This is a genomic window from Mucilaginibacter sp. FW306-07-L (assembly GCF_058782065.1).
This window is the reverse complement of the sequence record NZ_JBYSXI010000003.1, coordinates 449656-476006: the sequence shown is the minus strand read 5'-3', so window position 1 is coordinate 476006 and position 26351 is coordinate 449656. Positions and strand designations below refer to the sequence as shown.

Annotated in this window: 29 protein-coding genes and 1 pseudogene; 16 read left to right on the top strand and 14 right to left on the bottom strand. The window is 43.6% G+C overall.

Features of this window, described 5'->3' with window-relative positions; all coding sequences use genetic code 11:
• The first annotated feature begins 54 nt into the window (after positions 1 to 54).
• From AC3WJC_RS17255 to AC3WJC_RS17240, 4 genes are all read left to right on the top strand, one after another.
• Positions 55 to 594: an SRPBCC family protein gene (locus tag AC3WJC_RS17255; protein ID WP_492400358.1), complete on the top strand. Its 540-nt coding sequence runs from the start codon at positions 55 to 57 to the stop codon at positions 592 to 594.
• A gap of 21 nt (positions 595 to 615) precedes the next feature.
• A complete protein-coding gene (locus AC3WJC_RS17250; protein ID WP_492400357.1) occupies positions 616 to 1074 on the top strand; it encodes a VOC family protein in 459 nt (152 codons plus the stop codon).
• A gap of 10 nt (positions 1075 to 1084) precedes the next feature.
• Positions 1085 to 1531, top strand: a complete 447-nt coding sequence (locus AC3WJC_RS17245) for an SRPBCC family protein (RefSeq protein ID WP_492400356.1) — start codon at positions 1085 to 1087, stop codon at positions 1529 to 1531.
• Between the two features lie 248 nt (positions 1532 to 1779).
• A complete protein-coding gene (locus AC3WJC_RS17240) occupies positions 1780 to 2172 on the top strand; it encodes a c-type cytochrome (protein WP_492400355.1) in 393 nt (130 codons plus the stop codon).
• Positions 2173 to 2232: 60 nt separating this feature from the next.
• On the opposite strand, the gene rbp is transcribed toward AC3WJC_RS17240, so the two are convergent.
• Positions 2233 to 2634 carry an RNA-binding regulator gene (rbp, locus tag AC3WJC_RS17235; RefSeq protein ID WP_492400354.1) on the bottom strand — a complete coding sequence of 134 codons (402 nt, stop codon included), beginning with the start codon at positions 2632 to 2634 and terminating at the stop codon, positions 2233 to 2235.
• A 193-nt stretch (positions 2635 to 2827) separates the two neighbouring features.
• Positions 2828 to 4984 carry a transglycosylase domain-containing protein gene (locus tag AC3WJC_RS17230; protein WP_492400353.1) on the bottom strand — a complete coding sequence of 719 codons (2157 nt, stop codon included), beginning with the start codon at positions 4982 to 4984 and terminating at the stop codon, positions 2828 to 2830.
• A 122-nt stretch (positions 4985 to 5106) separates the two neighbouring features.
• Here AC3WJC_RS17230 and AC3WJC_RS17225 point away from each other — a divergent pair, with 122 nt between their 5' ends.
• From AC3WJC_RS17225 to AC3WJC_RS17215, 3 genes are all read left to right on the top strand, one after another.
• Entirely contained in the window at positions 5107 to 6198 is a 1092-nt protein-coding gene (locus AC3WJC_RS17225; RefSeq protein ID WP_492400352.1) for an Mrp/NBP35 family ATP-binding protein, read from the top strand.
• A 24-nt stretch (positions 6199 to 6222) separates the two neighbouring features.
• Positions 6223 to 6504 (top strand): NifU family protein, encoded by a 282-nt coding sequence (locus AC3WJC_RS17220; RefSeq protein ID WP_492400351.1) that lies wholly within the window; start codon positions 6223 to 6225, stop codon positions 6502 to 6504.
• 100 nt (positions 6505 to 6604) lie between these two features.
• The gene (locus tag AC3WJC_RS17215) at positions 6605 to 7237 is read left to right on the top strand and encodes a peptidase associated/transthyretin-like domain-containing protein (RefSeq protein WP_492400350.1); all 633 of its coding nucleotides are present in this window, start codon (positions 6605 to 6607) and stop codon (positions 7235 to 7237) included.
• A gap of 69 nt (positions 7238 to 7306) precedes the next feature.
• Here AC3WJC_RS17215 and AC3WJC_RS17210 read toward each other — a convergent pair.
• The 4 genes and pseudogenes from AC3WJC_RS17210 to AC3WJC_RS17195 all read right to left on the bottom strand — a co-directional run.
• Positions 7307 to 7667, bottom strand: a pseudogene (locus AC3WJC_RS17210) (putative polyvalent protein kinase domain-containing protein); the annotation flags it as partial.
• Between the two features lie 12 nt (positions 7668 to 7679).
• Entirely contained in the window at positions 7680 to 7925 is a 246-nt protein-coding gene (locus AC3WJC_RS17205) for a hypothetical protein (protein WP_492400349.1), read from the bottom strand.
• 72 nt (positions 7926 to 7997) lie between these two features.
• Entirely contained in the window at positions 7998 to 8570 is a 573-nt protein-coding gene (gene def / locus AC3WJC_RS17200) for a peptide deformylase (protein ID WP_492400348.1), read from the bottom strand.
• Positions 8571 to 8593: 23 nt separating this feature from the next.
• Complete coding sequence (locus AC3WJC_RS17195; protein WP_492400347.1) at positions 8594 to 9820, bottom strand: M16 family metallopeptidase; 1227 nt, start codon at positions 9818 to 9820, stop codon at positions 8594 to 8596.
• 204 nt (positions 9821 to 10024) lie between these two features.
• Between AC3WJC_RS17195 and hpt the strand changes: the two genes are divergently transcribed.
• Positions 10025 to 10561: a hypoxanthine phosphoribosyltransferase gene (hpt, locus tag AC3WJC_RS17190; protein WP_492400346.1), complete on the top strand. Its 537-nt coding sequence runs from the start codon at positions 10025 to 10027 to the stop codon at positions 10559 to 10561.
• A gap of 175 nt (positions 10562 to 10736) precedes the next feature.
• On the opposite strand, the gene trhO is transcribed toward hpt, so the two are convergent.
• The 3 genes from trhO to AC3WJC_RS17175 form a co-directional block, all read right to left on the bottom strand.
• Positions 10737 to 11699 (bottom strand): oxygen-dependent tRNA uridine(34) hydroxylase TrhO, encoded by a 963-nt coding sequence (gene trhO / locus AC3WJC_RS17185; protein WP_492400345.1) that lies wholly within the window; start codon positions 11697 to 11699, stop codon positions 10737 to 10739.
• A gap of 97 nt (positions 11700 to 11796) precedes the next feature.
• The gene (locus tag AC3WJC_RS17180; RefSeq protein ID WP_492400344.1) at positions 11797 to 12141 is read right to left on the bottom strand and encodes a hypothetical protein; all 345 of its coding nucleotides are present in this window, start codon (positions 12139 to 12141) and stop codon (positions 11797 to 11799) included.
• A 47-nt stretch (positions 12142 to 12188) separates the two neighbouring features.
• On the bottom strand, positions 12189 to 14678 hold the full coding sequence (locus AC3WJC_RS17175) for a DUF5686 and carboxypeptidase regulatory-like domain-containing protein (RefSeq protein WP_492400343.1): 2490 nt from the start codon (positions 14676 to 14678) through the stop codon (positions 12189 to 12191).
• Between the two features lie 132 nt (positions 14679 to 14810).
• Between AC3WJC_RS17175 and kbl the strand changes: the two genes are divergently transcribed.
• From kbl to AC3WJC_RS17145, 6 genes are read left to right on the top strand one after another with little or no spacing between them, the layout of a single operon-like run.
• Complete coding sequence (gene kbl, locus AC3WJC_RS17170; RefSeq protein WP_492400342.1) at positions 14811 to 16001, top strand: glycine C-acetyltransferase; 1191 nt, start codon at positions 14811 to 14813, stop codon at positions 15999 to 16001.
• Between the two features lie 45 nt (positions 16002 to 16046).
• Entirely contained in the window at positions 16047 to 16325 is a 279-nt protein-coding gene (locus tag AC3WJC_RS17165; RefSeq protein WP_492400341.1) for a DUF6364 family protein, read from the top strand.
• Positions 16315 to 16731, top strand: coding sequence for a type II toxin-antitoxin system VapC family toxin (locus AC3WJC_RS17160; protein ID WP_492400340.1), 417 nt, complete (start codon positions 16315 to 16317; stop codon positions 16729 to 16731). Before AC3WJC_RS17165 ends, AC3WJC_RS17160 begins: the two co-directional genes overlap by 11 nt.
• 2 nt (positions 16732 to 16733) lie before the next feature.
• The gene (gene pheS, locus AC3WJC_RS17155; protein WP_492400339.1) at positions 16734 to 17768 is read left to right on the top strand and encodes a phenylalanine--tRNA ligase subunit alpha; all 1035 of its coding nucleotides are present in this window, start codon (positions 16734 to 16736) and stop codon (positions 17766 to 17768) included.
• Positions 17769 to 18176 (top strand): Rieske (2Fe-2S) protein, encoded by a 408-nt coding sequence (locus tag AC3WJC_RS17150; RefSeq protein ID WP_492400338.1) that lies wholly within the window; start codon positions 17769 to 17771, stop codon positions 18174 to 18176.
• Positions 18176 to 18757, top strand: a complete 582-nt coding sequence (locus AC3WJC_RS17145) for a TetR/AcrR family transcriptional regulator (RefSeq protein WP_492400337.1) — start codon at positions 18176 to 18178, stop codon at positions 18755 to 18757. The genes AC3WJC_RS17150 and AC3WJC_RS17145 overlap by 1 nt, the downstream gene beginning before the upstream one ends.
• Positions 18758 to 18772: 15 nt before the next feature.
• On the opposite strand, the gene AC3WJC_RS17140 is transcribed toward AC3WJC_RS17145, so the two are convergent.
• Positions 18773 to 20560 carry a glycoside hydrolase family 15 protein gene (locus tag AC3WJC_RS17140; protein ID WP_492400336.1) on the bottom strand — a complete coding sequence of 596 codons (1788 nt, stop codon included), beginning with the start codon at positions 20558 to 20560 and terminating at the stop codon, positions 18773 to 18775.
• A gap of 199 nt (positions 20561 to 20759) precedes the next feature.
• Here AC3WJC_RS17140 and AC3WJC_RS17135 point away from each other — a divergent pair, with 199 nt between their 5' ends.
• Entirely contained in the window at positions 20760 to 21497 is a 738-nt protein-coding gene (locus AC3WJC_RS17135) for a head GIN domain-containing protein (RefSeq protein ID WP_492400335.1), read from the top strand.
• 58 nt (positions 21498 to 21555) lie between these two features.
• On the opposite strand, the gene AC3WJC_RS17130 is transcribed toward AC3WJC_RS17135, so the two are convergent.
• From AC3WJC_RS17130 to AC3WJC_RS17115, 4 genes are read right to left on the bottom strand one after another with little or no spacing between them, the layout of a single operon-like run.
• Complete coding sequence (locus AC3WJC_RS17130; protein WP_492400334.1) at positions 21556 to 22155, bottom strand: HI_0983 family protein; 600 nt, start codon at positions 22153 to 22155, stop codon at positions 21556 to 21558.
• 35 nt (positions 22156 to 22190) lie between these two features.
• The gene (locus AC3WJC_RS17125) at positions 22191 to 22907 is read right to left on the bottom strand and encodes a DUF2490 domain-containing protein (protein WP_492400333.1); all 717 of its coding nucleotides are present in this window, start codon (positions 22905 to 22907) and stop codon (positions 22191 to 22193) included.
• An 18-nt stretch (positions 22908 to 22925) separates the two neighbouring features.
• Positions 22926 to 23948: a lipid A deacylase gene (locus AC3WJC_RS17120; protein ID WP_492400332.1), complete on the bottom strand. Its 1023-nt coding sequence runs from the start codon at positions 23946 to 23948 to the stop codon at positions 22926 to 22928.
• Positions 23949 to 23959: 11 nt separating this feature from the next.
• A complete protein-coding gene (locus AC3WJC_RS17115; protein WP_492400331.1) occupies positions 23960 to 25672 on the bottom strand; it encodes an ArnT family glycosyltransferase in 1713 nt (570 codons plus the stop codon).
• Positions 25673 to 25785: 113 nt separating this feature from the next.
• On the opposite strand from AC3WJC_RS17115, the gene AC3WJC_RS17110 reads away from it, so the two are divergent.
• Positions 25786 to 26256 (top strand): DinB family protein, encoded by a 471-nt coding sequence (locus AC3WJC_RS17110; RefSeq protein WP_492400330.1) that lies wholly within the window; start codon positions 25786 to 25788, stop codon positions 26254 to 26256.
• Positions 26257 to 26351 lie beyond the last annotated feature (95 nt).

Here is a 26351-nt window from a genome sequence, read left to right as displayed (position 1 = left end):
ATAAAGCCTTATTTTTATAATAACCAATTACTTAGAGTTAATTAAACCAAACCCATGAGAATTTTAAAGATCATTTTGCTTGTAGTTGTGGCTATTGTTGCCCTTGTACTTATTACCGCGCTATTTATCAATGGCGATTATTCCATCAAGCGGTCTATCGTGATTAACAAACCTAAAACCGAGGTATTCAATTATATCAAATACCTCAAAAACCAAAATGATTACAGCAAATGGGCAAGCATGGATCCGGGCATGAAAAAGGAATTTCGTGGTACCGATGGCCGGCCCGGTTTTATTTCGGCCTGGGATAGCGAGCGCGACAGCGTGGGCAAGGGAGAGCAGGAAATTAAAAAGATTGAGGAAGGTAAACGTATTGATTACGAGATCCGCTTTATAAAACCCATGGAAGCCGTAGCACCGGCCTACATGATAACCGACAGCATTGCTCCGGCAGAAACCAAAGTAACCTGGGGCTTTGAGGAACATGTGCCCTATCCTTTCAACATTATGTGCCTGTTTTTTGATGTTGAGAAAATGATAGGGAATGATCTGCAAACCGGCCTTAAAAACCTGAAAGGCAAACTTGAACACTAACCACTATTTAAACATACTGCTATGAAAACAGCAAACCCTTATTTAAATTTTAACGGTACTACCGAAGAAGCATTTAACTTTTACAGATCAGTTTTTGGCGGCGAGTTTATCACCGTAATGCGCTTTGGCGATATGTCTGACCCCGGTAGCGGATGTGCCGACATGTCTGGAGAGGCTCAGAGCCCGCCGGCGGCGAATACCAAAAATATGATTATGCACATTGCCTTGCCATTAGGCAGTAATATACTGATGGGAACCGACGCGCCCGAAGCGATGGGCTTTAAATTGGTTACCGGCAATAACACTTACATCTCTATCAGTACGGATAGCGAGGCAGAAACTGATAGCATTTTTGAAAAACTATCCGAAGGCGGTACAGTGCAAATGCAACCCGAGCAAATGTTTTGGGGCGACTATTATTGCTCATTTACCGACAAGTTTGGCATACAGTGGATGCTAAGTTATACGCCTGATAAATAAAAAAACAGCCATGAAGATTGTAAAAATAGTTAAGCAGATCATCATTAGCGCCCCTGCCAAAAATGTTTGGACTGCTCTTTTTGATAACCAATTGAACAAAGAGTGGTTAGGTTGTTTTTCGGAAGGCTGCTATGCGCAAACTGACTGGCAGCTTGGCAGCAAAGCTGTTTTTGGTGATAAGGATGGTAATGGAATTGTAGGTAAAATTACCGCAAATGATTATCCTAAACAGTTAACCATTACTTACCACGGTTTTATAACCAATAACCAGGAGGATACCGAAAGCGAAATGGCCAGATTATATAACGGAGCTATTGAAAGCTACAAGCTTACCGAAAGCGACAAAGGTACGGTGTTAGATATATCGTCGGACATGGGTGAGGACTATTACGAACCAATGTTAACCGCGTGGGATGAATCACTGGCGAAAATCAAATCAATAGCCGAAGCTCAATAATAAATCAGTTATATATTAAACTAATCGGGGCATAAATAGTCTATAGTGTGTAGCTGTATGTGCATCAACTAAAAAGGCGATCATCATAGCCGATGACCGCCTTTTTTATGTACAATATAATAAGTGTACTGATAACACCATGCCCTATTTAGAATGTTTAAAAATTAGATTATTTTAATGTCACAGAACAATCAAAACCTTATTATTGAGTTTATTAAATTGTAAAAAACAAAGCTGATTATAACCCAATGAAAAAACTATTAGTAATACCGGGAATGATGCTGGCGCTTTTGCTTGCTACTCCGGCTATAAATAACGTACACGCGCAAAGCAAAGCTAAAAAGGCGGCTAAAAAACCGGCTGCAGGCAAAGCTACCGCTGCTGAAATTGCTGCGGGTAAAGCCTTAATAACAAAATCTGATTGTTTGGCATGCCATAAGGTTGATACCAAACTGGTAGGCCCGGCTTATCTTGATGTAGCCAAAAAATATCCGGCAACGCCTGCTAACTATGCCATGCTTGCCAAAAAGGTAATTGATGGTGGTTCAGGCAACTGGGGCCAGGTGCCAATGTCGCCACACGCAACACTTGCGGTAGCTGATGCTGATAAAATGGTTAAATACATTTTATCGCTTAAATAATACAAACTGTAAAAAGCATAAAAAAGGCTTTGAGCAAATGCTCAAAGCCTTTTTTATATATTATTGCCAGCGATCGCCGCCTTTATCGCGATTGTAACCACCGCCGCTATCGCCGCCACGGCTATAGCCGCCGCCACCGCCACGGTTGTAGCCACCGCCGCCGCCGCCACGGTTAAAACCACCGCCGCCGCCTCTGCGTTCGCCGCCACCGCTGCTTGGTTTTTTGTTTTCAGCCTGGCTAACGGCTATTGAACGGCCTTTAACTTCGCTTTTGTTAAGCGCGTCAATAGCTGCTTGTGCGCTTTCATCCTCAGGCATTTCAACAAAACCAAAGCCCTTGCTACGGCCTGTTTCTCTGTCCATAATTAATTTTGCAGAGCTTACTTCGCCAAATGGTTCAAAAAGGGCCCTTAAATCTTCTTCCTGTAATTGGTAAGGAAGGCTTCCTACGAAAATGTTCATTAAATTTTTCTTGTAAAGTGAGTAGTTGAGTTTGCCTGATTCTGTTTTTAATATTACTTATACCTACATCTCAATCCGGCTGTAATATAGGCATTTTTCTTTTTTAGAAAATGAATGCTTTATTATTTCTGTAAAAAAATATTTTTTAATGGTTATCAGTTAATGTGTTACAAATTTATTTGTTTACAGGCACTTAAAAAAGCCCTCTTTCCCTAAGTTCATCACGGCGCTGTTTTTCGCGCCTTTTGCGCTCTTTCTTTTCTTCCTTTTCGCGCTGCTTGCGTACCTCTGCCGAGTCTATCTTTTCATCGTCTTTATCTGTGCTGTCCTTTTTGCCGCCGCCAAATAACCGCTGGAAGAAATTTAATTTCTTTTCGGGCTCATCAACAGGCATGGCATCCGGGTTTTGCTCCAGTATGGTACTGTCAATAGCCGCAGTGGTATCAACCGGGGCGGCACGGCGCAAACCTTCGCGCAACCTTACATTATAAAAGCCATAAGCATTGGTATCACGCGCTACCAAACCTTTGCTGGCCATAAGCCTGCCTATCAGGTTAAAATAGCCATGCAAACCGCGGCGCAGAGTACCATCAGGATTAAAGGCATATAAACCGGCCTTAGGGTTAGGGACAATGCTGGCCAGGTAAATACTTTCGCCTAAAGTAAGGTCTGACGGGTTTTTGCCAAAGTAAAAATGCGAAGCCTCGTGTATGCCGTAAATGTTGCGCCCCCACTCAATAATATTAAAATATACTTCAAGCATCCGGTTCTTACTTATCAGCCGGTTGTTCTCAATCAGCCAAACAATCAGTATCTCCTCTATTTTTCGTGACAGGGTTTTGTTACGGCTCAAAAAGGCGTTTTTAACCAATTGCATTGATATGGTGCTACCGCCACGTACAAACTTCTTCTCCTTAAAATCAGTAACTATGGAGCTGCGGATAGATTGCTCCACAAAACCATTATGCCGGTAAAATGATGGATCTTCGGCCGTCATTATAGCGTTACGCATATCTGCCGGTATGCGGCTCAGCGGGGTAAATTCCGGATTTTCAGGCCCTACAAGGTGCGGCCCCATAGGCTTACCTTTTTCATAAGGCACATACACAAAGGGCTTGTTCAGCTTGGTCAGGTCGGCTTTGCCAAATTTCAATATCTTAAAGTCTTCCTTATCTAACCGAGAATCAAATTTCAGGCTATCCACCTGGTTTTTGTTCATATAAAAATTAAGCGCGTAGTTCAACTTGCCCGACACCTTCATGCCATCCAGCGACTCGAACATCCCAACCGGGAACGAATCAAAAACATCCTGTGCGTTTAGCCAGCCGGTGTTTACCTTCAGCTCATAGATCTTAACCGGGTTAAGCGTATACTTTATAAAAGGGTGAGCGGTTATCTTTTTAAAATGGATGGTTGAGGTACTATCTAACGATAAGTAATTCTGTCCGATAAATACATTCGCCTCAATAGCGCCATTGGGTATTATGATATCCTGGGTGGATAGCCCTGCATGGTTTACCAATAAGTTGTGCGCACCCCAATAGCTATAGATCCGGGTTTCATCACCGTCCTTCTCCACCTTGGTAAGGCGGGTGGTAATGGTATCGGCATTCAGTTTCGCTTTAAACTTTTTCTCAATTATTGGCAGTTGTATCTTTTTACCATCGGCATACAGTTTAACATCGATGTCCTTATCAGATGCATGCATCTTGCCCATCAGGTGCCAGGTAGACTCGCCGTTATTTACGTTGATGGTTGATTTAAGGTCGCCATCATCAATTACAGCGGTTTTTGCCAGCAGGCTTACACGGGTAGTATCTTCCTGGTAAGAGATGTTAAAGTTTCTCAGGTCGAGGTTTTCAGGAACCTTATAAAGCACCTGGTTAATGAGGTTGTATGAAAGGTCAGCCAGGTCAACCTTGCCTTTACTCTCAGTGTTCTGCTTTTTTTTACGGAAAAGAAAATCGAAATTTTTAATACCCTTTTTGTTGGTAAGGCTTAAAAAACCATCCAGAAGGGTTACGTTAGCCAGCTTTACATTGCCAAAAACCAGCGGCATCAACTTAACATCTACAATAAGTTTGTTGATACGAAGCAGGCTGTCCCGGTTATCAGGTACTATGGAAACATCATCAAAAGCAACCTCGCTAAGCCCGGTAAAATGTGCCGAACCTATTTTTACATCTAAATTATAATCGTTCCTAGCTTTGGCTTTAGCTTTGTAAATAACTTTTTGAAGCAATGCTTCGCGTTTTGAGTAAGCTACAAAGCCGCTTATTACAATAACAATCAGTATACAGGCAAGTACAATTCCGGCTATCCGGATATATCTCGGGTTAAGGCGACGCATCAGTAAATTTTATCCAAAACTAATTAATTCTTATCCGCTTTAAACGTTAAAGTTCAGTAAATTATTTCGGTAACAAAACCAAACACAAGGTGTTTTCATATTTTTGCGATTAAGATAGATAAATGACAATTACAAAAGAACAAGTTTTACAAGCCCTTAGCCATGTTGAGGAGCCTGACCTGAAAAAGGACCTGGTTACCCTGAACATGATTCAGGATATACATATCGATGGCAACCGCCTCAGTTTTTCGGTGATATTAACCACTCCGGCCTGCCCCTTAAAGGGCCTGATCGAAAATGCCTGCCGAAATGCTATAGGGCATTTTATCAGTAAAGAGATAGAAGTTAGCATTAACATGACCTCGCGCGTAACCTCACAAAAGGACACCGGCGTACCAGGTGTTAAAAACATCATCGCGGTAGCATCAGGCAAAGGCGGGGTAGGTAAATCAACCGTGGCAGTTAACCTGGCTTTAGGCTTAGCCAAATCAGGCGCTAAGGTAGGTTTGATCGATGCCGATATTTATGGCCCGTCACTCCCTATTATGTTCGGCTTAGAGGGTGCAAGGCCAAATGCTACCCAGCAAAACGGTAAAACACGTATTGAGCCTATCGAAAAATTCGGCTTAAAATTATTATCTATCGGCTTTTTTACCGACCCCAACCAACCTGTGCCCTGGCGCGGGCCAATGGTATCAACAGCGGTAAAGCAGTTGTTTAATGATGCCGATTGGGGCGAGCTGGATTACCTGGTGGTTGATCTGCCTCCCGGTACGGGCGATATACATATCACCATAACGCAAACCTTCCCGGTAACGGGTGCCGTTATTGTTACCACACCACAAAACGTAGCCCTTGCTGATGCTAAAAAGGGTATAGGCATGTTTATGATGGATGCCATTAACGTACCTATTTTAGGTGTGGTTGAAAATATGGCTTACTTTACACCAGCCGAATTGCCCGACAACAGGTACTATATTTTTGGACAGGACGGCGGCAAGAAACTGGCTAACCAGCTTGATGTACCCTTTTTAGGAGAAATACCGCTGGTAAAAAGCATCAGCGAATCGGGCGATGCGGGGGTACCTGTTATTTTGCAGGAAAATAGTGTTATGGCCAACGCGTTTACTGATATGGCTAAACTGGTAGCGCAACAGGTATCCATCTACAACGCAAGGGGTGTGGTAGATAAGAATGTTGTAAATAATTATTAACTTTACAGTAATAATAGAATAAAAATGAGTGATTTAGTTAACCAGGTTGAGAAAGCTTTAGATACCATTCGTCCGTATCTGGAAGCTGACGGCGGGAATGTATCAATAGAGGAAATTACTCCTGAAAATGTAGTAAGGCTTAAACTACTTGGCTCATGCGGATCATGCCCAATGAGTATCATGACTTTAAAGGCCGGGATTGAGCAGGCTATCAAAAAATCAGTGCCTGAGATTACCGGCGTTGAAGCAGTAAACCTTACTGATATTGACGACCCTAACGCCGTGCTGCCTGAAAACCTGCGTTAAGTGTTAAGTATTGTTAAAACATAGCTGCTTTTAAAAAAACAGAATATTTTTGACATCAATTAAACCTTTTGGCATCAAACTGGTAGAATAATAAGTGCAGATGAAGTATTTGATCGGGATATTATTTTTAATGTTTACCACTGCCGCTTTAGCGCAGCAGCAGGAAAGGCCATTGGTGCAGTTTTCTGGCATTACCTTTAACTCAGACAGTACAAGCATTGCCGTACCTTATGTAACCGTAACCAATCTTTCAAACGGTAAATCGGCCAGTTCATCAAATTATAAAGGTTACTTCTCCTTTGTAGCGCACGAGGGGGATAGCCTTCGCTTTACCTCGGTAGGTTATGCGCCTATAGTTGTAGTGATACCTGCAAATACCAATAAGAGCTTTACAACCAAAGTACCTTTAAAGCCACAAATTATTAACCTGCCGACCTTCAGGGTATTTCCCTGGGCAACTACGGATGAATTCAGGAAAGATTTTTTGGCTATGAAGATAGCTGATGACGATTTGGAAGTGGCGAAGAAGAATGTTAGCCGGTCATCATTAATGGCATTGCAAAGCACCCTTGCCCGCGATGGCCGCGAAATACAAACCGCCAATGCCGGTGCAATGCATACACGCATACTCAATCAAAACTCGCTGCAGCCAAACCCGCTGCTTAACCCACTGGCCTGGGGTAGTTTGATCAAACAAATATCCGACGGTGATAAGAGCCGCACAAGTAACTAAAAAATTATTGTACTTCGCTCGTATCTGTGTTTACGCTTGCAGTGTAGCCTAAATAAATAAATTTTAATTTTATTGGTAAAATGCTGGGGTAAGGTAGAAAATGGTATCAATAAAATAGAGTACCCCGTTAAAGGATAGCACATTTTCATCATGCAGGTCTTCAAATATCAAACTTGTTTCAGCATTAAAATAATCATTGTTACGTTTATGCTTAAATCCATTATAACCTAAAAATTCCTTTACAGATATTAGATCAGTATGTTCATTGTTTAACTACAGCGTTTAAGCTCCCATCTATGATCTGAAAACCAATAAAATCATACAATGTAGCCTGGAAAAAGAAGTTATGGATCAATAAACTATTGAAATAGTCAAGCCAGGTTTCATAGAAAATGCTTTGGTTGGTTTTTATAACGTAAGTATCATCAAATCTATATACCTTCTATTCTGCTCCTTCACTTATAAAGTTATCTTCGGAGATAGGATAATCAACGAATATCTTCTCTTTTTTAGCAAAATCTATGAGTGATGCTGTTTCTTCATTTTTGAAACGCTGCTGTTTTTTATTTGAGATGCTTGCTTCCTCATATCCTCTAAGGAAAGTTTGGACTTTTTTGAGCCGGCGGTTTGGGCCAGTTTGTTCATCTCCGAGAATGATATTTTGTAATTCATCTTTGATGTGGTTCATTTACAATACTCAAATATACAAATTTAAAGACTTATAATAAACTCGCTGCTCACCATTCACAACTTACAAAAACTATCTCCCTTTTTTAGCTGCAGGGAATTTCATTCTGTAATCAACCTTAATGGCACCTTTTGAAATATCACCCAGGCGTTTTTCGATCAGGCGTTTGCGCAGCGGGCTTAGCTTGTCGGTAAACAGCTTGCCTTCTATATGGTCGTATTCGTGTTGAATGATGCGTGCTGCCATGCCCGAAAAACTTTCTTCGTGGTGTTTCCAGTTTTCGTCATAGTATGATATTTTGATGGTTGGTTTGCGGTACACATCCTCCCTGATATCGGGGATGCTTAAACAACCCTCGTTAAAGGCCCATTCTTCGCCGGTTTCTTCTAATATCTGCGCGTTGATAAATGCCTTTTTAAAATTTACCAGTTCCGGTTCCTCATCATCAAACGGCGTAGCATCAATTACAAACAAACGCATGGAAAGCCCTATCTGCGGCGCGGCCAAACCCACACCGCGTGCGCTGTACATGGTTTCAAACATATCATCAACCAGTTGTTTTATATGGGGATATTCGTCGGGCTCAATAGCGGTAGCTTTTTTGCGTAAAACAGGATCGCCATAAGCGATGATAGGATACTTCATGCTGCAAAAATACGTGAAAAATTTTATTTAGGTTCAAATACCAATGTCATCAACCGGTTATTATCAAACACCTCGTTGCATATTTCAAGCACCTGGCCGGCAGTTACGGCGTTTACTTTGGCAAACACTTCGTCTAAACTATCGGCATGCCCAAAATCGAGCAGGCTTTTTGCCATGCTGATGATGAGGCTCATCCGGCTTTCCTCGGCAAGGGCTATCTGCCCGATGAATTTTTGTTTTGCCTGATGAAACTGCAAGGTGCCAAGTTTGGCATCACTCAGTTTTTTAAGTTCACGGTGGATGAGTTTGGTAGCCTTAGCCGCCTTTTCGGTATCGGTACCAAAGTAGATGGAAAAGATGCCGGTATCTGTAAGCGAGGTATAATTTGATTCGATAGTATAAGCGATGCCATGCTTTTCGCGTATCTCCAGGTTAAGCCTGCTGCTCATGCCCATGCCCCCCAGCAGGTTATTGGCCAGCAGCAGCCCGTATTTATGCGGATGCACCGATGGATAGGCCTGCGTACCAATAATACAATGGGTTTGTGTAATAGGTTTATGTTCTACAACATGTGCTGAGATATTGCCACCCGGTGCTTGCCTTTGCTTTTTATTTAGGTTAGCCGTTACCGGTGCAAAATACTTTTCGGCAAGCTTTATCACTTTCTTAAAATCGTAATTACCAAATACACCGAAAACCATTTCGTCAGTAGCGTAATTGGCTTTGATAAACTGCCGGATGTCATCAGCCGTTAATCCGTCAACAGATTCGGCTGTTCCTAAAATGTTGTTACCTAACGCGTGCCCTTTAAAAAGCAGGCCTTCAAAATCATCCTGTATAGCTTCTTCGGGCTGATCGAGATAGGAGGCGATCTCATCCTGAATTACACCGCGCTCCTTCTCCAACTCCTCCTGCGGAAAAGTGGAATGAAACAGGATATCCTCAAACAGGTCAATACTACGTTCCAGGTGCTCCTGTAAAAAAGAGGCATGTATGCAGGTATACTCCTTGGTGGTATAAGCGTTCAGGTCGGCACCCACCAGTTCAAGGCGGTTTAATATTTGCGAGGTATTGCGCCTTTCTGTTTCCTTAAAAACCAGGTGTTCTATAAAATGGGCTAACCCATCCTTACCCAGTGATTCATCGCGCGAGCCCGCGTTGATCAGAAAGCAGCAATGTGTAACAGCAAACGGCGCGTGCTTAAATATTACCCTGATACCATTGGGCAGTGTGTGAAGCTGATAATCCATATTCAAGGCGCAAAGATAGCTTTTAAATAACGCAAAGAGCCGCAAGCATTTTCCCGGCAAAAATTACCTTTAAGTTAACCTGTGTTTATACATCAATTTTAAATGGTAGTGTTTTTTGTTTGATTTATGCTACTTTAGTCCTGTAAATACATCAGTACTAAAAGCAACTGCTGTTAGTGCTTAAACACCCACATAATCAACTATATGAATATTAAGATAGCCGACCTGGAATTTGAGCCTTTTATAGCCGCCGATGAAATTGAAAAACGTGTAAGGGTGATAGGGGCGCAGCTTAATGTTGATTTTAAACACACCACACCGGTTATTGTAGGTGTGCTTAACGGCAGCTTTATTTTTATTGCCGACCTGATGAAACAGATCACCATACCTTGCCAGGTTACTTTTACCAAGCTGGCATCATACTATGGTGGCTTATCAAGCACTAAAAAAATACGTGAGGATATTGATTTGAGCGTTGACATTGAAGGCCGGGATGTGATACTGATAGAAGATATTGTTGAAAGCGGCAACACCCTGCATTACCTGCTGGATAAACTGTCTGTACGCAAACCCAAAACTGTAACCGTAGTTTCGCTGCTGCTTAAACCCGCGGCTATCGATCAAAAAATTGAAGAACTTAAATACGTAGGCTTTGAAATAGAAAACGATTACGTGATTGGCTACGGATTGGATTACCAGGAATTAGGCCGCAATTTGAAAGAGATCTACAGGAAGGTATAAAGCACCCCACCTGAACCCTTGCCTTAGGAAATACTTTAAAAAAAATGTCATTTCGATCGAGGTACGAGGAGAAATCTGCCGCCCGGCAATGACCACGTGCAGATTCCTCACTAACGTTCGGAATGACAGGAAACATTATAAAAAGAAGAAGCCTGTAAATGCAGGCTTCTTCTTTTTATACTTCCGTAGCTGGTTGCAGCTTTGTTTTTTTTACGTTTACCGGTTGCGGTACTTTTACGTAGTAGCCGGTACCATCATAAACACGTTTACGCGGGTGGCTCATACAAGCGTCGCTGCAACAGCCATCCATTTTGGTGCCGCAGGCATCGCATTGCGTAAAGTGTTCGTTGCACTCGGGGTTAGCGCAGTTTATCATTTTATCAGTAATAGTACCGCAGTTGTAGCATTTTGAGATAACCTCCGGGTTCACGCTGTTCACATCAACCGACAGGCGGTTATCGAAAACATAGCATTTACCTTCAAAATCTTTACCGCCGGCTTCTTTACCATACTTAATAATACCGCCATGTAACTGGTATACATCGGTAAAACCTTCGTGCAGTAACAAGGCTGATGCCTTTTCGCATTTTATGCCGCCGGTGCAGTAGGTGAGTATCTTTTTATCCTTGTATTGGGCCAACTCATTGATCATGGCCGGGAAATCGCGGAAATTGTCGATATCCAGCGTAACGGCATTCTTGAATTTGCCTAAAGAATGCTCATAGTTTGAGCGTACATCCAGTATTACCACATCGTCCCGGTCCTTCATCTCCATAAACTCAACCGGCTCCAGGTGTTTGCCGGTTTGTTGCTGCGGGTTGATGATATGCGGATCGCGCAGGCCGGAGTGTACAATCTCTGACTTGTAACGAACATGCATCTTCACAAACGAAGGCTCATCAACATCATCAATTTTAAACTCCAGCGAATCAAAACGGCTATCAGCCTTAACCGCTTCCATATAGGCACGGCAAGACTCCACAGTACCTGATACGGTACCATTCAAGCCTTCTTCGGCCACAATAATGCGCCCGGTTAAGTTATGCTGTTTACAAAATTCAAGATGATCGGCAGCAAATTGCTCCGCGTTAACTATTGTAGTGTAACAATAGTACAGTAGTGTGTTATACTTTGCCATAAATACATCGATACCGCTGCAAACGGTGTTAAATGAGGTGCAAAGATAATTAATTTAAGATAAACTTAAATAACCTGAACAAGCTGCCGTTTTGAAACTATTTGGCCTCTTCGGCTTTTTTACTTTCCTGCTGCTTAGCCAAGGCTTTAATAGCCAGATCGAACAGTTTAATATCATCCGCATCGGTAAGTTTCGATACCTTTTCGCCGTCAACTTCATAAGCCATCGGGGAATTGTTCATGGTTGATACCGCTATCTTATCGCCATCCAGCTCATACGATACAAAGCTGTCAGGCTCCATGTGTACTATTTTAGTCTTTGTGTTATCTAACACAATTTTACCGGAGGTGCTCAAAGTTTCGGTATGTGTTTCGCTGCCTGCGTGGCATGATGCCAATGCAATGCTGATGCCTATGGCTAAAGCAGGTATTAATTTTTTCATGCTGGTATAGTTTAATTTATAGTTAGACGCGCAGCACCGGCCAAATGTTACCTGATACCGTAATAAAGCCTGATGCCCTGCACGTATTTATTATTTCCGGCAAAGGAAATACCATAATCCACCCTGAAAAATAGTTTTTTGATGCCCGCATATAACTCATAATAATTGCGGCGATTGTTGGCATTTAAATAATTGGCACCTACAACCTCTTCGAGTTTCAGGCTTCGTAAAAACCCGATCTTATTGAATAACACGCCCGAAAAGTTGTGGAAGTAATGTGCCTCCAGAAATGACCTGTCGGTACTAAACTCATAGAACGGCAAAAAGTGAAAACTACCCACATAAGTTGGGTCAAACGTGGTACCTACGTTACCCAAAAAGTGGTTGTAATCCATAAAATAAATGGTATTACGGTTAAAGAATGTACTTGCGGTAATTTTGTACGATGAACGGCCGTAAAGCCCCATGGCTATTTCATCCTGCGAAATATCAAGAGACGCGAAATCATAGTCGACATCCGAACCCAAAAGGTTGTTAACGCCCTTACGGTAATTAAATATCAGCGTAGGGAATTTTGATTTTACATAGTATTTTCCGTCAGGCCGGTTTAAATACCTCGGGTTAAACGTAAACTCAACCGATGTTTTAAAGGTTAGCGCGTTATGGTCAGGGAAAAGGAATGACCTGTCGTCAGCAGGTGCGGTAACCGGGGCCAAGGGGTTGTTGGAGGTATACTCCTTGTTCTTTGAATTGAAAATATGGTTGTATGAGGTATTGTACAACTGCCTGCGGTTGGAGTAGCCTAAACTTACATTCCATAGTATACCGGCGGCTAATTCGCGCTGGTACCCCGCCTCGCCAAACCTGGAGCGGTAGTATTTTACATAGTTATTCTCGTAAATTAATGAGCTTACGGTGTTGAAGAAAAGCGAGCGCGTGCCTACGTTATTCAGATCGAGTACATCCGAACCAAAGCTGGTGTAGAATTTGGCATTGTTAAACTGATCGTACAAGTAACTGGCCTGAACATTCGCGCTGAGCATTTTGCTTGAAAAACCATAATGCAATGCAGGCTGTACCGTAACATTGCTCAGGTTATTAAACTGCCTGCTAAACGTTGGCCTGAAATCAATACCCCAGCCCTCAACCGTATTGTAAAAAATAGTTTTATGGAAGGGCTCTATCCGCACCGAACGCTTGGTGCGCCAATCCGCGGCGATGTATGGAAATATCGTCCACGATACGGGATTGAACTTGTTATGTGCCTTTTGTGCCGAATCGAGATAAGCGGCAGAATGGGTGAGCTGAAACACACTGTCCTTGCGTACATAGTCCCGCTTTTCCTGAAAGGTAAGCGGTATTGGCCGGGCAGCCTCCCAGTATCTGGCGCTTTTTGTATTGGCCGCGGTATCAACCCTTAATATTTCACCATTAAAAAATCCGGGCTCAAACTTAGGGTTTAAGCCGTAGTTATTATAAACGGCTACGTAATAACCCGAAAACTGAAAACCGAACACATTGCCGCCAAAATCAAAGTGGGCCGATACAGGCATCCAGATATCGTCCTTAACCGGCACAAACTGCTGGCTGATCTGCAAGGTATCAATCAGGTTGATCATGTTGGTTTTGCTGGTCAGCATCAGGTCGGCACCATAAATGCGCCAGTCGCCATGTACAATGTAAATGTTACCCTGAAAAGCCTGGCTGTATTTACGTTTCGGGATGATCTGTATCTTATCAATAGTTTCTCCGTTGGATACGGTTGTACCGATTAGCCTGAAGCGGTAAAAATCAAACGCGTTATCTGCCACCGGGGTAACAAAACCCCTGGTGCTTAATCCGTTTATGGTAAAAATGTTCTCGTACAGATTAAATTGAAGGTCAGATGCCTTGTTATAACTAAAGGCGGTATTTTGCCCCGCTACTTTTGATGATATGGTGACCTCGTGAACCTTATGAGGCCGCTCATAATTAAACTGGGATAATGATTCGGACTGATAAAGTATGCCTCTGCCGTTCGAGTCGAGATCAAGGGCGCGGGTAACCTCTTTGCTCATTAAATTCTTTGGTGATCTTATCAGCTTTTGTACCCCCTTAATGTATACCGCGCACGAATATCCTTTTACCTCGTTCAAATAATATTCGCGTTTTTTTACCACCTCGCGCATAATGGCCATACCCGGGTCGGCATCAGCAGATCGTTTACCGGTTATGTTTACTTGATTGAGCAGAAATATCTCGTCCTGTAGTTGAACGTTGTTTTCAATATCCTTGTTGGTAATGGTTACTTTAACTATTTTTTCCTTAAAGCCTACAAAACGGTAAACCACGTTATACTCGCCGGGGCTTAATTTGAGCCCATAACGGCCATACTCATTGGCGGTAGTACCATAAGTAGAATTGCGTATGTAAACCGAGGTAAACGGTATTATTTTATTATCGGCATCCGTTATTTTGCCCGACAATATAAATTGCTGCTGCGCATATACCGATAAGGTACTTAAAGCACTAATAATCAATAGTAAGAGTCTTTTCATATTTTATTAATCACATAATGCAGGCTCGGTTAAAAATGTTTTATTGGTTGTAGATATTTTTAACAGGGTTGATTTTGTAGGCACTAATAAATTTTCAATGTGTAATTTTACGCCGTAAATTAAACTGACTTTATGTACAATACACTGCAACCTGTATTACAACAGGAACTTACCGAGATAGAGAACGCCGGCTTATATAAAAAGGAACGTATCATCACGTCGCCTCAAGGTGCTGATATTACCGTACAGGGCGGCCAGGAAGTAATTAACTTTTGCGCTAATAACTACCTGGGCCTGTCATCACACCCCAAGGTTATTGAGGCTGCAAAGGCCGCGATGGACGGGCACGGTTACGGCCTTTCGTCGGTACGTTTTATTTGCGGTACGCAGGATATACATAAACGGCTTGAACAAAAAATATCGGAATTTTTGGGCACTGAGGATACTATTTTATACGCCGCAGCCTTTGATGCCAATGGTGGTGTTTTCGAGCCCTTGTTTAATGATAAGGATGCCATTATATCTGACGAGCTGAACCATGCTTCAATCATAGATGGCGTGCGTTTATGCAAAGCGCAACGTCATCGCTACAAACATGATGATATGGCCGACCTGGAAGAGAAACTAAAAGCCACGCAGGATCTTCGTCACCGTATAATCGTAACTGATGGGGCTTTCAGTATGGATGGCACCATTGCTCAGTTAGACAAGGTTTGCGAACTGGCAGAAAAATACAACGCCCTGGTAATGATTGATGAAAGCCATTGCTCCGGCTTTATGGGTAAAACCGGCCGCGGCACTCATGAGCATCATAACGTAATGGGTAAAATTGATATTATTACCGGTACATTAGGCAAGGCACTTGGTGGCGCGTCTGGTGGTTTTACATCAGGCCGTAAGGAAATTATTGATATGCTACGCCAGCGTTCACGCCCATACCTGTTCAGCAATACCCTGGCTCCGGCCATTACCGGCGCGTCAATAGCCGTGTTGGACATGCTGAGCCAAACTACCGATCTTCGCGATAAGCTGGAAAACAACACCCAATACTTCCGCGAAAAAATGACCGCCGCGGGTTTTGATATTAAACCCGGTGTACACCCTATTGTACCCGTAATGCTGTACGATGCAAAACTGGCGCAGGAGTTTGCCGCCAAAATGCTGGAAGAGGGTATCTACGTTATTGGCTTTTACTACCCTGTAGTACCACAGGGCAAGGCGCGTATCCGTGTGCAATTATCAGCCGCGCATGAGCAGGAGCACCTGGATAAAGCCATAGCCGCATTTACCAAAGTAGGTAAAGAGCTGGGTGTGATCAAATAAATTATACGTATACTTTATTTATATTTGTACGTATAATTAAATGCTATGGCAAAACTAACATTAAGTATTGAGCCTGATGTAATAGAAAACGCCAAACGGTATGCCCGTGGCAAGCATAAAAGCCTATCGGCCCTGGTGCAGGACTATTTGAAGAAGATAAGTGACGATAACGGCAAAGAAGACGAATTGGTTAAGCGCCTTAAATCAATGACGATTCCGGATGATTTGCAAGCGCTAACGGGCATTTTAAAGGGCAAGTACCCTGATGATGTTAATTATAAGGAGATAAAGGGCGATTACCTGAAGGAGAAATATGGTTTATAATCATATTTTTTTAGATAGCGATATTATTTTAGATATGTTCTTTGAACGGTACCCGTTTTCAGAGTATACCAAATTATTGTTACTTGAGTGTAAAAGCCGAAAGATAAAGGTTAGTACCTCAGCAATAGTGATCGCTAATTTAAATTATATACTTTCGAAAAAATTAGGTAAAACCGATACAAGAGAGAAATTAAAAGAGCTGATGAAGTGGCTTAACATACTTTCGGTTGAAGGTATGGCGATAGAAAAAGGATTGAACAGTAATTTTTCTGACCTGGAAGATGCTTTTCAATACTTTACCGCTGAACGATTTGAATGCGATGCCATCATCACCCGTAACATTAAAGATTATAAGCATGCCACATTGCCGGTGTTAAGCGCCGAGCAGTTTTTAAGATCGATATAGTAATGCAACAACAAATAGATAAATACACGCAGGAGATCAACAACTTTGTTAAAGCCACCGGCGATGAACTGGAGAATTTCCGCATCAAATTTTTAGGCACCAAGGGCATTGTGAAAGACCTTTTTGAGCAGTTTAAAACCGTAGGTGCCGAAGAAAAACGCACCTTTGGAAAAGTGCTTAACCAGTTTAAACAACTGGCCGAGGCCAAATACAATGAGCTTAAAGAAAGTGCCGGTACCGGTGCTGAAAGCAGCAAAACCGAAGCGGACCTTACCCTGCCGGGTGATGGCTTTGCATTAGGCTCACGCCATCCGCTATCATTAGTGCGTAACGAGATCATTGATATTTTTAAGTGCCTGGGCTTTGTTGTGGCCGAAGGGCCGGAGATCGAGGACGACTGGCATAACTTTTCGGCGCTAAACTTCCCTGAAGAGCATCCGGCGCGTGATATGCAGGATACCTTCTTTATTAAAAAGAACCACGGTCAGGATGATATCGCTCTGCGTACGCACACCTCATCGGTACAGGTACGTATGATGGAGAATGGCAAACCGCCGTTCCGCGCCATTATGCCGGGGCGTGTTTACCGTAACGAGGCCATCTCGGCACGGGCGCATTGCTTTTTTCACCAGGTAGAGGGTTTGTATGTTGACGAGAACGTATCATTTGCCGACCTGAAGCAAACGCTGTTTCACTTTGTGCAGGAGCTGTATGGCGAGGGTACTAAGGTACGTTTCCGCCCGTCGTACTTCCCGTTCACGGAGCCATCCGCCGAGATGGATATTTCATGTACCATTTGTAAAGGCGATGGCTGTAATATGTGTAAGTACACCGGCTGGGTTGAAATTTTAGGCTGCGGCATGGTTGACCCTAACGTGCTGGAGAACTGCGGTATCGATAGTAAAAAATATACCGGCTTTGCCTTCGGTATGGGTATTGAGCGTATTACCAACCTTAAATATGTTATCCGTGATCTGCGTTTGTTCTCAGAGAACGACGTGCGCTTTTTAAAACAATTTAAAACCGAGATCATCTAAATGAGGGTATGGCTGTGCGCATTGTTAGGTATAATATTGGTTAGCTGCGGTAAACAGAACGATGCAGTACCCTATGTGCCGGTTAATGTTACTATACAACGGGCAGACCCAAGATATAACAGCATCAGCAGCGCCGGAAGTGTGATAACGTTAGGTGGTGGCGTAGCCGGAATTGTGGTTTATAACACAGGTAGCAGCATTGTAGCTTTTGACCGTTGCAGCAGCTACCAGCCTGAAAAGGCTTGCGCGGTTACTGTTGATGAAGGGCTTTTTACAGTGACCGACCCATGCAGCCAATCCAAGTTTTTACTGTTGGATGGGTCGCCGGTCAAAGCCCCTGCTACGCGCTCACTGCGATCGTACACGGTAATTATAACTCAATTTGAGATCAGAATAGTAAACAGTTAATGGAGGCCGATAAAATAAAAGACAGTATAAAGCGGGCAGCACAGGATCTGTTCCGCAAATTTGGCTACCATAAAACCAGCGTTAATGAGATAGCTAAAAAGGCAAAAATTGCCAAGGCTACCATCTATAAATATTTTGAAAGCAAGGAGGCCATTCTACATTCTTTGCTCATGGATTACATACGCGTTAGCGTCGACGACCTGATCCACATCAACACGCCCGAAAAAAGCGAGGAGGAGCACCTCACTAACCTCATCATGAAAACCTGCCGACTTTCTTATACCGTGTGTAACGAGTTCATCGGCTGGGAATTTATTCGTGAGTCGGCCAATTCACAGGAGTTTTTGAAGAACCTGTCTAACGAACTGGAAGATCTGCTGGTACTATCTTTTACCCAGTTAACGGGTATGCGGAAGCACGATACCTTTCAGCAGCGCCTACGCTTCCTGATCAAGAGCAGCAAAAGCATTGTATTCAGCTTCGCGTTTACCTCGGTAAGTGATTCTGACGTACGTAAGAATTTCGTATCTTTTCAAAAAGAGATACTGCCTTACTTAGTTAAGGCAGCACTCATTGTTTAAAATATCATCTTCTGTTTATAAAAATACCGGCCTGTCCAGCTTGATCGCGATCCGGTAGGCCGCGTTCATCAAGCCTACATGGCTGTATGCCTGCGGAAAGTTGCCCCACATGCTGCCTGTTTCTTCATCCACATCCTCACTAAATAACAGCAGGTGGTTACAGTATTTCATCAGGTTCTCAAACTCGCGCATGGCGTCATCCAATCGCCCTACACAGGCCAATGCTTCTACATACCAGAACGCGCAGATCAGGAAGGTGGTTTTCGGCTTGCCAAAATCATCAGCGTGCAGGTAACGGTAAAATAAGCCGTTAGGTGTTTTTAATTCCTTTTCCAGCGCGGCCAAATGATCTTTTGCCCGTTGCGATGCCGGGTCGAGGTAGTTCATCATAATGAGTTGCAGCGTGCTGGCATCCAGGTGCGGACTGCCCGCTGCGTTGGTGTACACTTTGCGTACCGGGTCGTAACAGCTTTCAATATGCGCGGCGGCGCGTTCTTTCAACGCGATCGCCTTCTCCTCTAAATCTTTGTTGCCAATAGTTAAGGCCATCTTTTCGGCAGCGTTACAACCCGCCCATTGGAAAAGATTACTGTAGCAATGTATGTTGGCCATGTTACGGAACTCCCATATACCGGCATCCTTTTCGTCAATGGTTCGCTCTATTTTATTGAGCAGCGATTCTATCCATCGTACCGAATCCTTACGCTCGCTGAAAACAAAGCGATGGTCGGTATATAATGGCAAAAGGGATATCAACACTTGCCCGTAAATATCATTTTGTATGTGTTCATAAGCCTGGTTACCCACACGTACCGGCTTATCGCCCATGTAGCCGTCCAGGTGATCCATTATTTCTTCAACCAGTTGCTTTTTACCGGTGATGCCATATAAGGGCTGGTAACGGAACTCGTCGCCCTCGGAGATCGATATGTCTGATACGTAATTAAAATACCGCTCCATCTCTTCAAAGTGGCCGATGTGGTTGAGCGAGGTAAGCACATAATAGGTATCGCGCAGCCAGCAATAGCGGTAATCCCAGTTACGGGTACTGCCCGGATGCTCGGGCAAGCTGGTGGTACTGGCGGCTATAATAGCCCCGGTATCTTCAAACTGGTGAATTTTTAAAACCAACGCCGAACGAATTACATACGGCTGAAAATACCCGGCTATGGAGGAGTGTTTGATCCACAAGCGCCAGTATTCGGTTGTGTTGCGTAAAAATGTTTCGGCCGTACTTACCAACGGTGCTTCCAGCGGATCACCGTATGACATCAGCAGGTATTTAGTTTCATTAAGTTGAAAATATTGCTGGTCGATAATGTAACTGATCGGGATGTTTGTAGTAAGGCGCATGGTTTCATCGCACCCGGCATAATCAATATGATTACTGCCGATACGCGCCTTTTGCTTACGGCGGCCATAATCACACACGGGCTCACATTTTACCCTGATCTTAGGCAAACCCTCAATCGGCTCAATTTTACGGATCAGCATCAGCGGCTTAAAAAAGCGGTCGTACTGATGAAAGCGGGGGGCAAAATCAGTAATGCGGTACTTGCCCTCTTCGCTGGTAACTACGGTACAAAGCACATTGGTATTTTCAAGGTAGTATTGCTCCGTTTCAATATCACCCTCCGGCAGTATAGAAAACTCGCCCCCCTTCTCCTTATCCAGCAGGCTGCCAAAAACAAAAGTACTATCAAACCGGGGCCAGCAAAGCCACGTAATATTGGTGTTTTTATTGATATGGGCCAGGTAGGCGCAGTTGCCAACCAAGCCTGCATTATACATGTGTTTCTCCATATTATAATAAACGGAACAAATGGGTTAATGATGCCCGTAAGTACATTAAATCAAATAAGATGCTGATTTTGTTTGCCTTTTTCGCTCATTAAAGCAATAAACATGAACACCGGTAAATATTTTTAAGGTTGAGGTGCAACTTATAGGGGGCTACCTGCGTCTAATACTCAAACACAATTGACCCACAATTACAATAATTATGAAAATCATCAACAAAATAATGCTTGCCGCTCTACTTGTTACCGGCAGCGGTGCGGCCGTTTCGGCAGCAAATGTTGCTTATAAAGCCATTAATAGACCGTCGCAAAACACAGAGGACCGTCACCTGTCGGGTTTTAGCGCTGTTACGGTATCAGGCTCATGGGACATTTATATTACCCAGGGATCAACCGAATCAGTTAAGGTTGAAGCACCTTCAGACATTATTGGCAAGATCGTTACCGAGGTAAATGGCGGCACCCTTAAAATTTACAGCAAGAATACCAACTGGGGCTGGAGCACAAGCAATAAAAAGATCGCGATATACATCACCGCGAAAAACCTTAACAGCATCGGCATGTCGGGCTCGGGCGATATATTTTTTAAAGACGGCATTAAAGGCGACAAGCTTGCCCTGCATTTAAGCGGCTCGGGCGATATTTCAGGCCGTGTAACGGTGAACGAGTTGGAAAGCAGCATATCAGGCTCAGGCGATATTAAGGTAAGCGGTACCGCCAAAACCTCGACCGTTAAGGTAGTAGGCAGCGGTGATTTTACTGGTGGCGACCTGGTTACCCAAAACACCATGGTTAAGGTAGCCGGCAGCGGCGATGCGCGTGTGAACGCCAGCCAAAAGGTTGATGCATCCGTAGTAGGCAGTGGCGATATATACTACACCGGCGGCGCCACCAATGTATCATCGTCAAGCGCGGGCAGCGGCGATATACATAAGTTTTAATTCCCTTTCCCCTGTTAATAAAAAAGCGATGAGGTTATTCTCGTCGCTTTTTTTTGAGCTATTTGAGTTGTATTTCAGGCATTGGATGCGAGACAAAAGTATTCAATAATTTATGTCGGTATTGTGCCAGATTCTGTATCAATTCTTCCGCTGCCGAATCGTATGCCCTATGGCTAAAACCAAACATTAGTATCCCTTTATTGCCGGCCTTATCTGTATATGTTTTATAGTGATAAGCATTCCATTCCAGCAGCTTTAAATTGTATTCATTGCCTTCGCTCATCAAAAAATCAAGGATGTACTCATTGCCTTTTTTATTGAGTTGGTAATTGCAAACAGCGTCTGACTGTTTACGAATTTTCAGCATGTTGACCTGTGCATCAACAGCTTCTTCTAAAGATTTATCCGTTTGAAGAAAGTCGATCAATATCATGTTATGGAATTTCTCAACCTTTTCACCAGCCGGTAAATATTCCTGTATATAATATTGCGGAGACGGATGTGAGCTCCAGGCTAACTTATAGCTTCGGTTATTAAATGATACTTCCTTGATGCCAAAATAATCTTTTTCTGTGTAGCTTGTTATAGCGGATAAATTTAACGCGGCAACTATGATACTTAAAATTGCGATCAACTTTAGTTTGATAAATTTATTCATGGTTTAGATTTTAATATCTAATATGATCGCCAAACTTACAACCTCGTATAAACAGCTAACTGCACCACATTATTAGATGTGCCGCTGATAACCGCTTTGGTATACTGATTCATATAGCCCAGTTCCATGTCAAACTTTTTGCTGAAGCGGTAGCCGAAACCCACGTAGGCGCGGTTTTGGTCAAAAAAGTGTGTGTTCACCTTGTTCTTGTTCTGCACATTTAAAAACACCTCGTTTTGAAGGCCAATGTAGGTGCCTTTGCTAAAATTACTATCACGTTTGAAGGGGATTACCGCACGTATAAAATACCGGAAACGCTGGGCAAAATAATTATCGTCACGATCGTCGGCAGAGTCGCCCAAATAGCGTTGCTCTAAACGGAAACGATGCGACACCTGTGTGCTTTGGCCGATCTTGTGTACCTGGGTAAACTGCTCAAATATGCGGCTTTCGGGTCGGAAGGTTTTATCGCCATCGGCTGTACGCCCATTAGTGGTTATATAAGCGTAACCTAAATTAACAGACTGGTTTTTATTGAAGTGGTAAGCTACTGATGGCCGCAGCAGAATATTGCGCAGGTAATCAACCTTATCCGCCGAGCGGAATTGCCCGTCGAAGGCATAACCCCAATGTTCTGAGAGTTTCTGCGTGTGAAACCAGGCACCCCAAAGGGTAAACTGTGCGTTTTGCGCAAACAGCTTACTGCCGCTAAGGCACAATATAATCAGTAAAATAATGTGCTTGTTCCTCATTCTTCAGGTGGTGGTTGATTAGTTAAAGTTCAGCAGCTTTTTGCGCCCCAGGTCAACCACTATACGGAAAGCCTGCTGATTATCATTCAGGTGCGCGGGCGACTGGTGAAAACTGAACACAAACTGCCCCTTAATGTTTTTAAAGAGGAACGGCGTATAGATCACATCCAAACGGTTGTACAGCTTTTTAAGGTAGTAGGAATCACCAAAATTTACGTGCTGGCCCTGTCCCGCGTAAAATTCATCAAACAAGGCAATGCGTTTGTAGCTAAAATAGGCGGCCGCCACAAAACCCGCGTGGTTTTGAAAGCCGATATCCCGGTTCATGCGCTCAAGCGATAGCATGCCACCTGCTTCAACGCTTAATGAATCAAGCCCGGTTAGCTTAGTCAGGTTCAATCCCAGCTTGATCTGCACCGCGCCATTATCACCCAGCGGATGGGTTGGGTCAGCTATCTCGGCACCGGCATCATGCAGCATCATAAAGTAGTGCGACAGGTAGAACATGCCGTTTACCGATGGTTTATACTTACCTGAGAAACCGAATAAAAATTGTTCACGGTCGGTAGCGGTTTGGCGGCTCACCCAATCCAACCATACCGTTTCAGTAAAATTCTCGTTGGTGTATCGCGTTAGCAAACCCTCTACATTGGGGCGGTAGTAACGCAGGGTATCATTCAGTATCGAGCGTGGGTAATCAGACAGCAGCTCTTCGCGCGGAAACATACCGGCATTAAACAACCAGTTTTTACCATGATATTCGTAGTATGCAACCGGGTTAACCTTTAAAAAATAGGGCTTGGCACCAAACTCATGTATGCCGTTCATACCCACCACAAAGCGGTTAACGCTATCCACATTCCAACCTATATCCAGGGCTAAACGGGTGCCCGAATAAGTACGCGAGCGGGGAATGAACGCCTTGTACTCGCGGTTATCTAAAAAGCCAAGCGCGTTAAAGTGTATATCAAGATTCTGTTGTGCCCAGGCAGCAGAATTAATTGCGATAAATAAAAGTAACAGGTAAAGTTTTTTCAACATGCGCAAATGTACTATTCCACCGTGAAAGTTATAAAGCCGCTGTTACGGTTTCCGTTGAAAGGGGTTGTACGTAAGGAAAAAAGCATATCATATTTACCTTTTTTTGACGGAGCTCTTACCGTAAAGCTATATTGCGCATTACGCCCCGGTGCTATTTGCAGCCTATTAAAGCCGCTATCCGCCGCCTGAACACCTGCTTCCTGCTTACCATCAAAAAAACAGGCCTCTAAAGTTACCTTTTGTTTGATGCCGGCATTGCTGAAGTTGATGGGATATTGATAAGGGTTTGTGATAGTTAATTGAAACGTATGCTGTTGCCCCGGCGCAAGGGTGATCTTCTTTTCATTCGTGGTGATGCTTACGCGCTGATAGGTGCGCAGGCTATCGATCCAGCCCGTATACCATTTGCCGGTGGCGGTCGTAATGGTATCGGTAGTGGTTATATCCGGATCGCGGGCTACGTAGAACACTCGCTTGTTTTGCACGCTGTCCTCCATTGGCCATATCTCAAATTGGGTAAGGCGGTAATAACGCGAATCATACGAGAAGCATTTGAGCGTGTTATTATAATAGCAATACTTGGCGGGTAACTGAAAGCCATCATTCATTACCACCCAGCTATCGCCTGCCTTTTGCCTGATGGTATGCGACCAATCCTTATAATGAAAGAACTTTTTAATGGCCTGCACCTGCTGTATAACCGGTGGCTGCGCTATTACCAGCAGCCGAATTAGAACGATGATGATAATATTGGCAACGGCCAGGTGTTGCAGCCATTTAGGGGTAGCGGTGTTGCTTAGTTGCGCACTTAGCCAGATCAGCAAGGCGGCAAAGGCGATGATGGTCCATTGCGGCTGCACCTCTCCGCGCAGCGAGGTGAACAGAAAAAACACCAGGATGCCGATAAAATTCACCTTGAGCACACGGATAAAAACATCTGAAGCAGGTGTAGCAAAACCCTTGTAAAAAAGCAGCCAGCCCGTAAACACACCCGCCATCAGCATTTGCGAAAGGATGTAGAAAAAGGTATAATCGAACCGGTAAGTTTTCTCCGACCGGTCGGCCAGGTGGTAGGCTACTGATGGGTAATTATGGTTTACCTGCCAAACTATATGCGGCATATACAAGGCTAATGCAACCGCGGCTATGAGCCAGAAGGTGCCGCGCTTTAATATTTTAACATCAGCTAACAGGGTAAAGCCAACCAGCAATATGCCGTGGTATTTGCTGTATAGCAATCCGGCTAAAATAATGCCGAGCAGCAATGCCTGTAACCAGGTGTTTTGTAGTAAATAGCGTTGATATATGTAAAAGAACAAGGCCGTAAAAAGCAGCAGCGGCCCATCGGGCGTGGTAATAAACCCGTAAATATGCAGGGTGAACATACCGCTTGCCAGCAGGATGAACCACCGGGCGCTTGCTCCGTATTGCCTGGCCGTCTTCCATAGTAAAATCAAGGATAAGGTGCTCGACAGGATATTCACCAACCGCAACCCTAAGGGGTTATGCATAAACACATCTCCGGCACGGATAAATAAGGCCACCATGGGCGGGTGGTCAAAATATCCCCAATCCAAAAAACGGGAGTACAGCCAGTAATAAGCTTCATCGCTATGCAACTCCAGCGTACAGGCCTGGATGATGTTGAACAACGTCCATACGGCCAGGAAGCCGCCGATGTACTTTTCGTCGTTTTTACGCTGTATATTTTGTGTGTATAACATTAAACGCTGTAAAGGTAAACTTAATAAGGTTAAGTTTATTTTATGACAGGATAAACAGATTTCGGTTCGGCTTAAGTGATAAATTAGCCACTTTAACCACCAACCCTACAATCATGATTAAAGCGATAGAAATATTGCAGCAGCCGCGCCTGCATCTTTTGCAACTGATAGACAGTATTGATATACATTTACTGAACGAGGTACCCGCCGGCTTCAGTAATAATATAGCCTGGAACCTTGGGCATATAGTAGCCGCGCAGCAAGGCGTATGTTATTTGCGCGCGGGCTTGCAAACCCGCATCAGTGCCGCAATGTACGAACTGTACAAACCCGGCACCAGGCCCGAAAGCTTTATTAGCCAGGCCGAAGTGGATGATTTTAAAGGCTTATTTAGTTCAACGCTTGACCAGTTAGCGCAGGATTATCAGGATGGCATTTTTAATAATTATGTGCCATGGACCACCCGTTACGGCGTAGCTATTAATAATATTGATGACGCGATAGCCTTCCTTCCGTTTCATGATGGTTTGCATCATGGCTACATATTAGCTTTGCGGCGTGCTTTAATCGGCAAGCAGCTTTAATGTTGATGGGGTGTCAAATATTACCGGCGCAATAAAAAACCAGGTAAATATTTTGCATTTTTGTAGAACTGCGGTAGGTTATTATCCTCAATAAC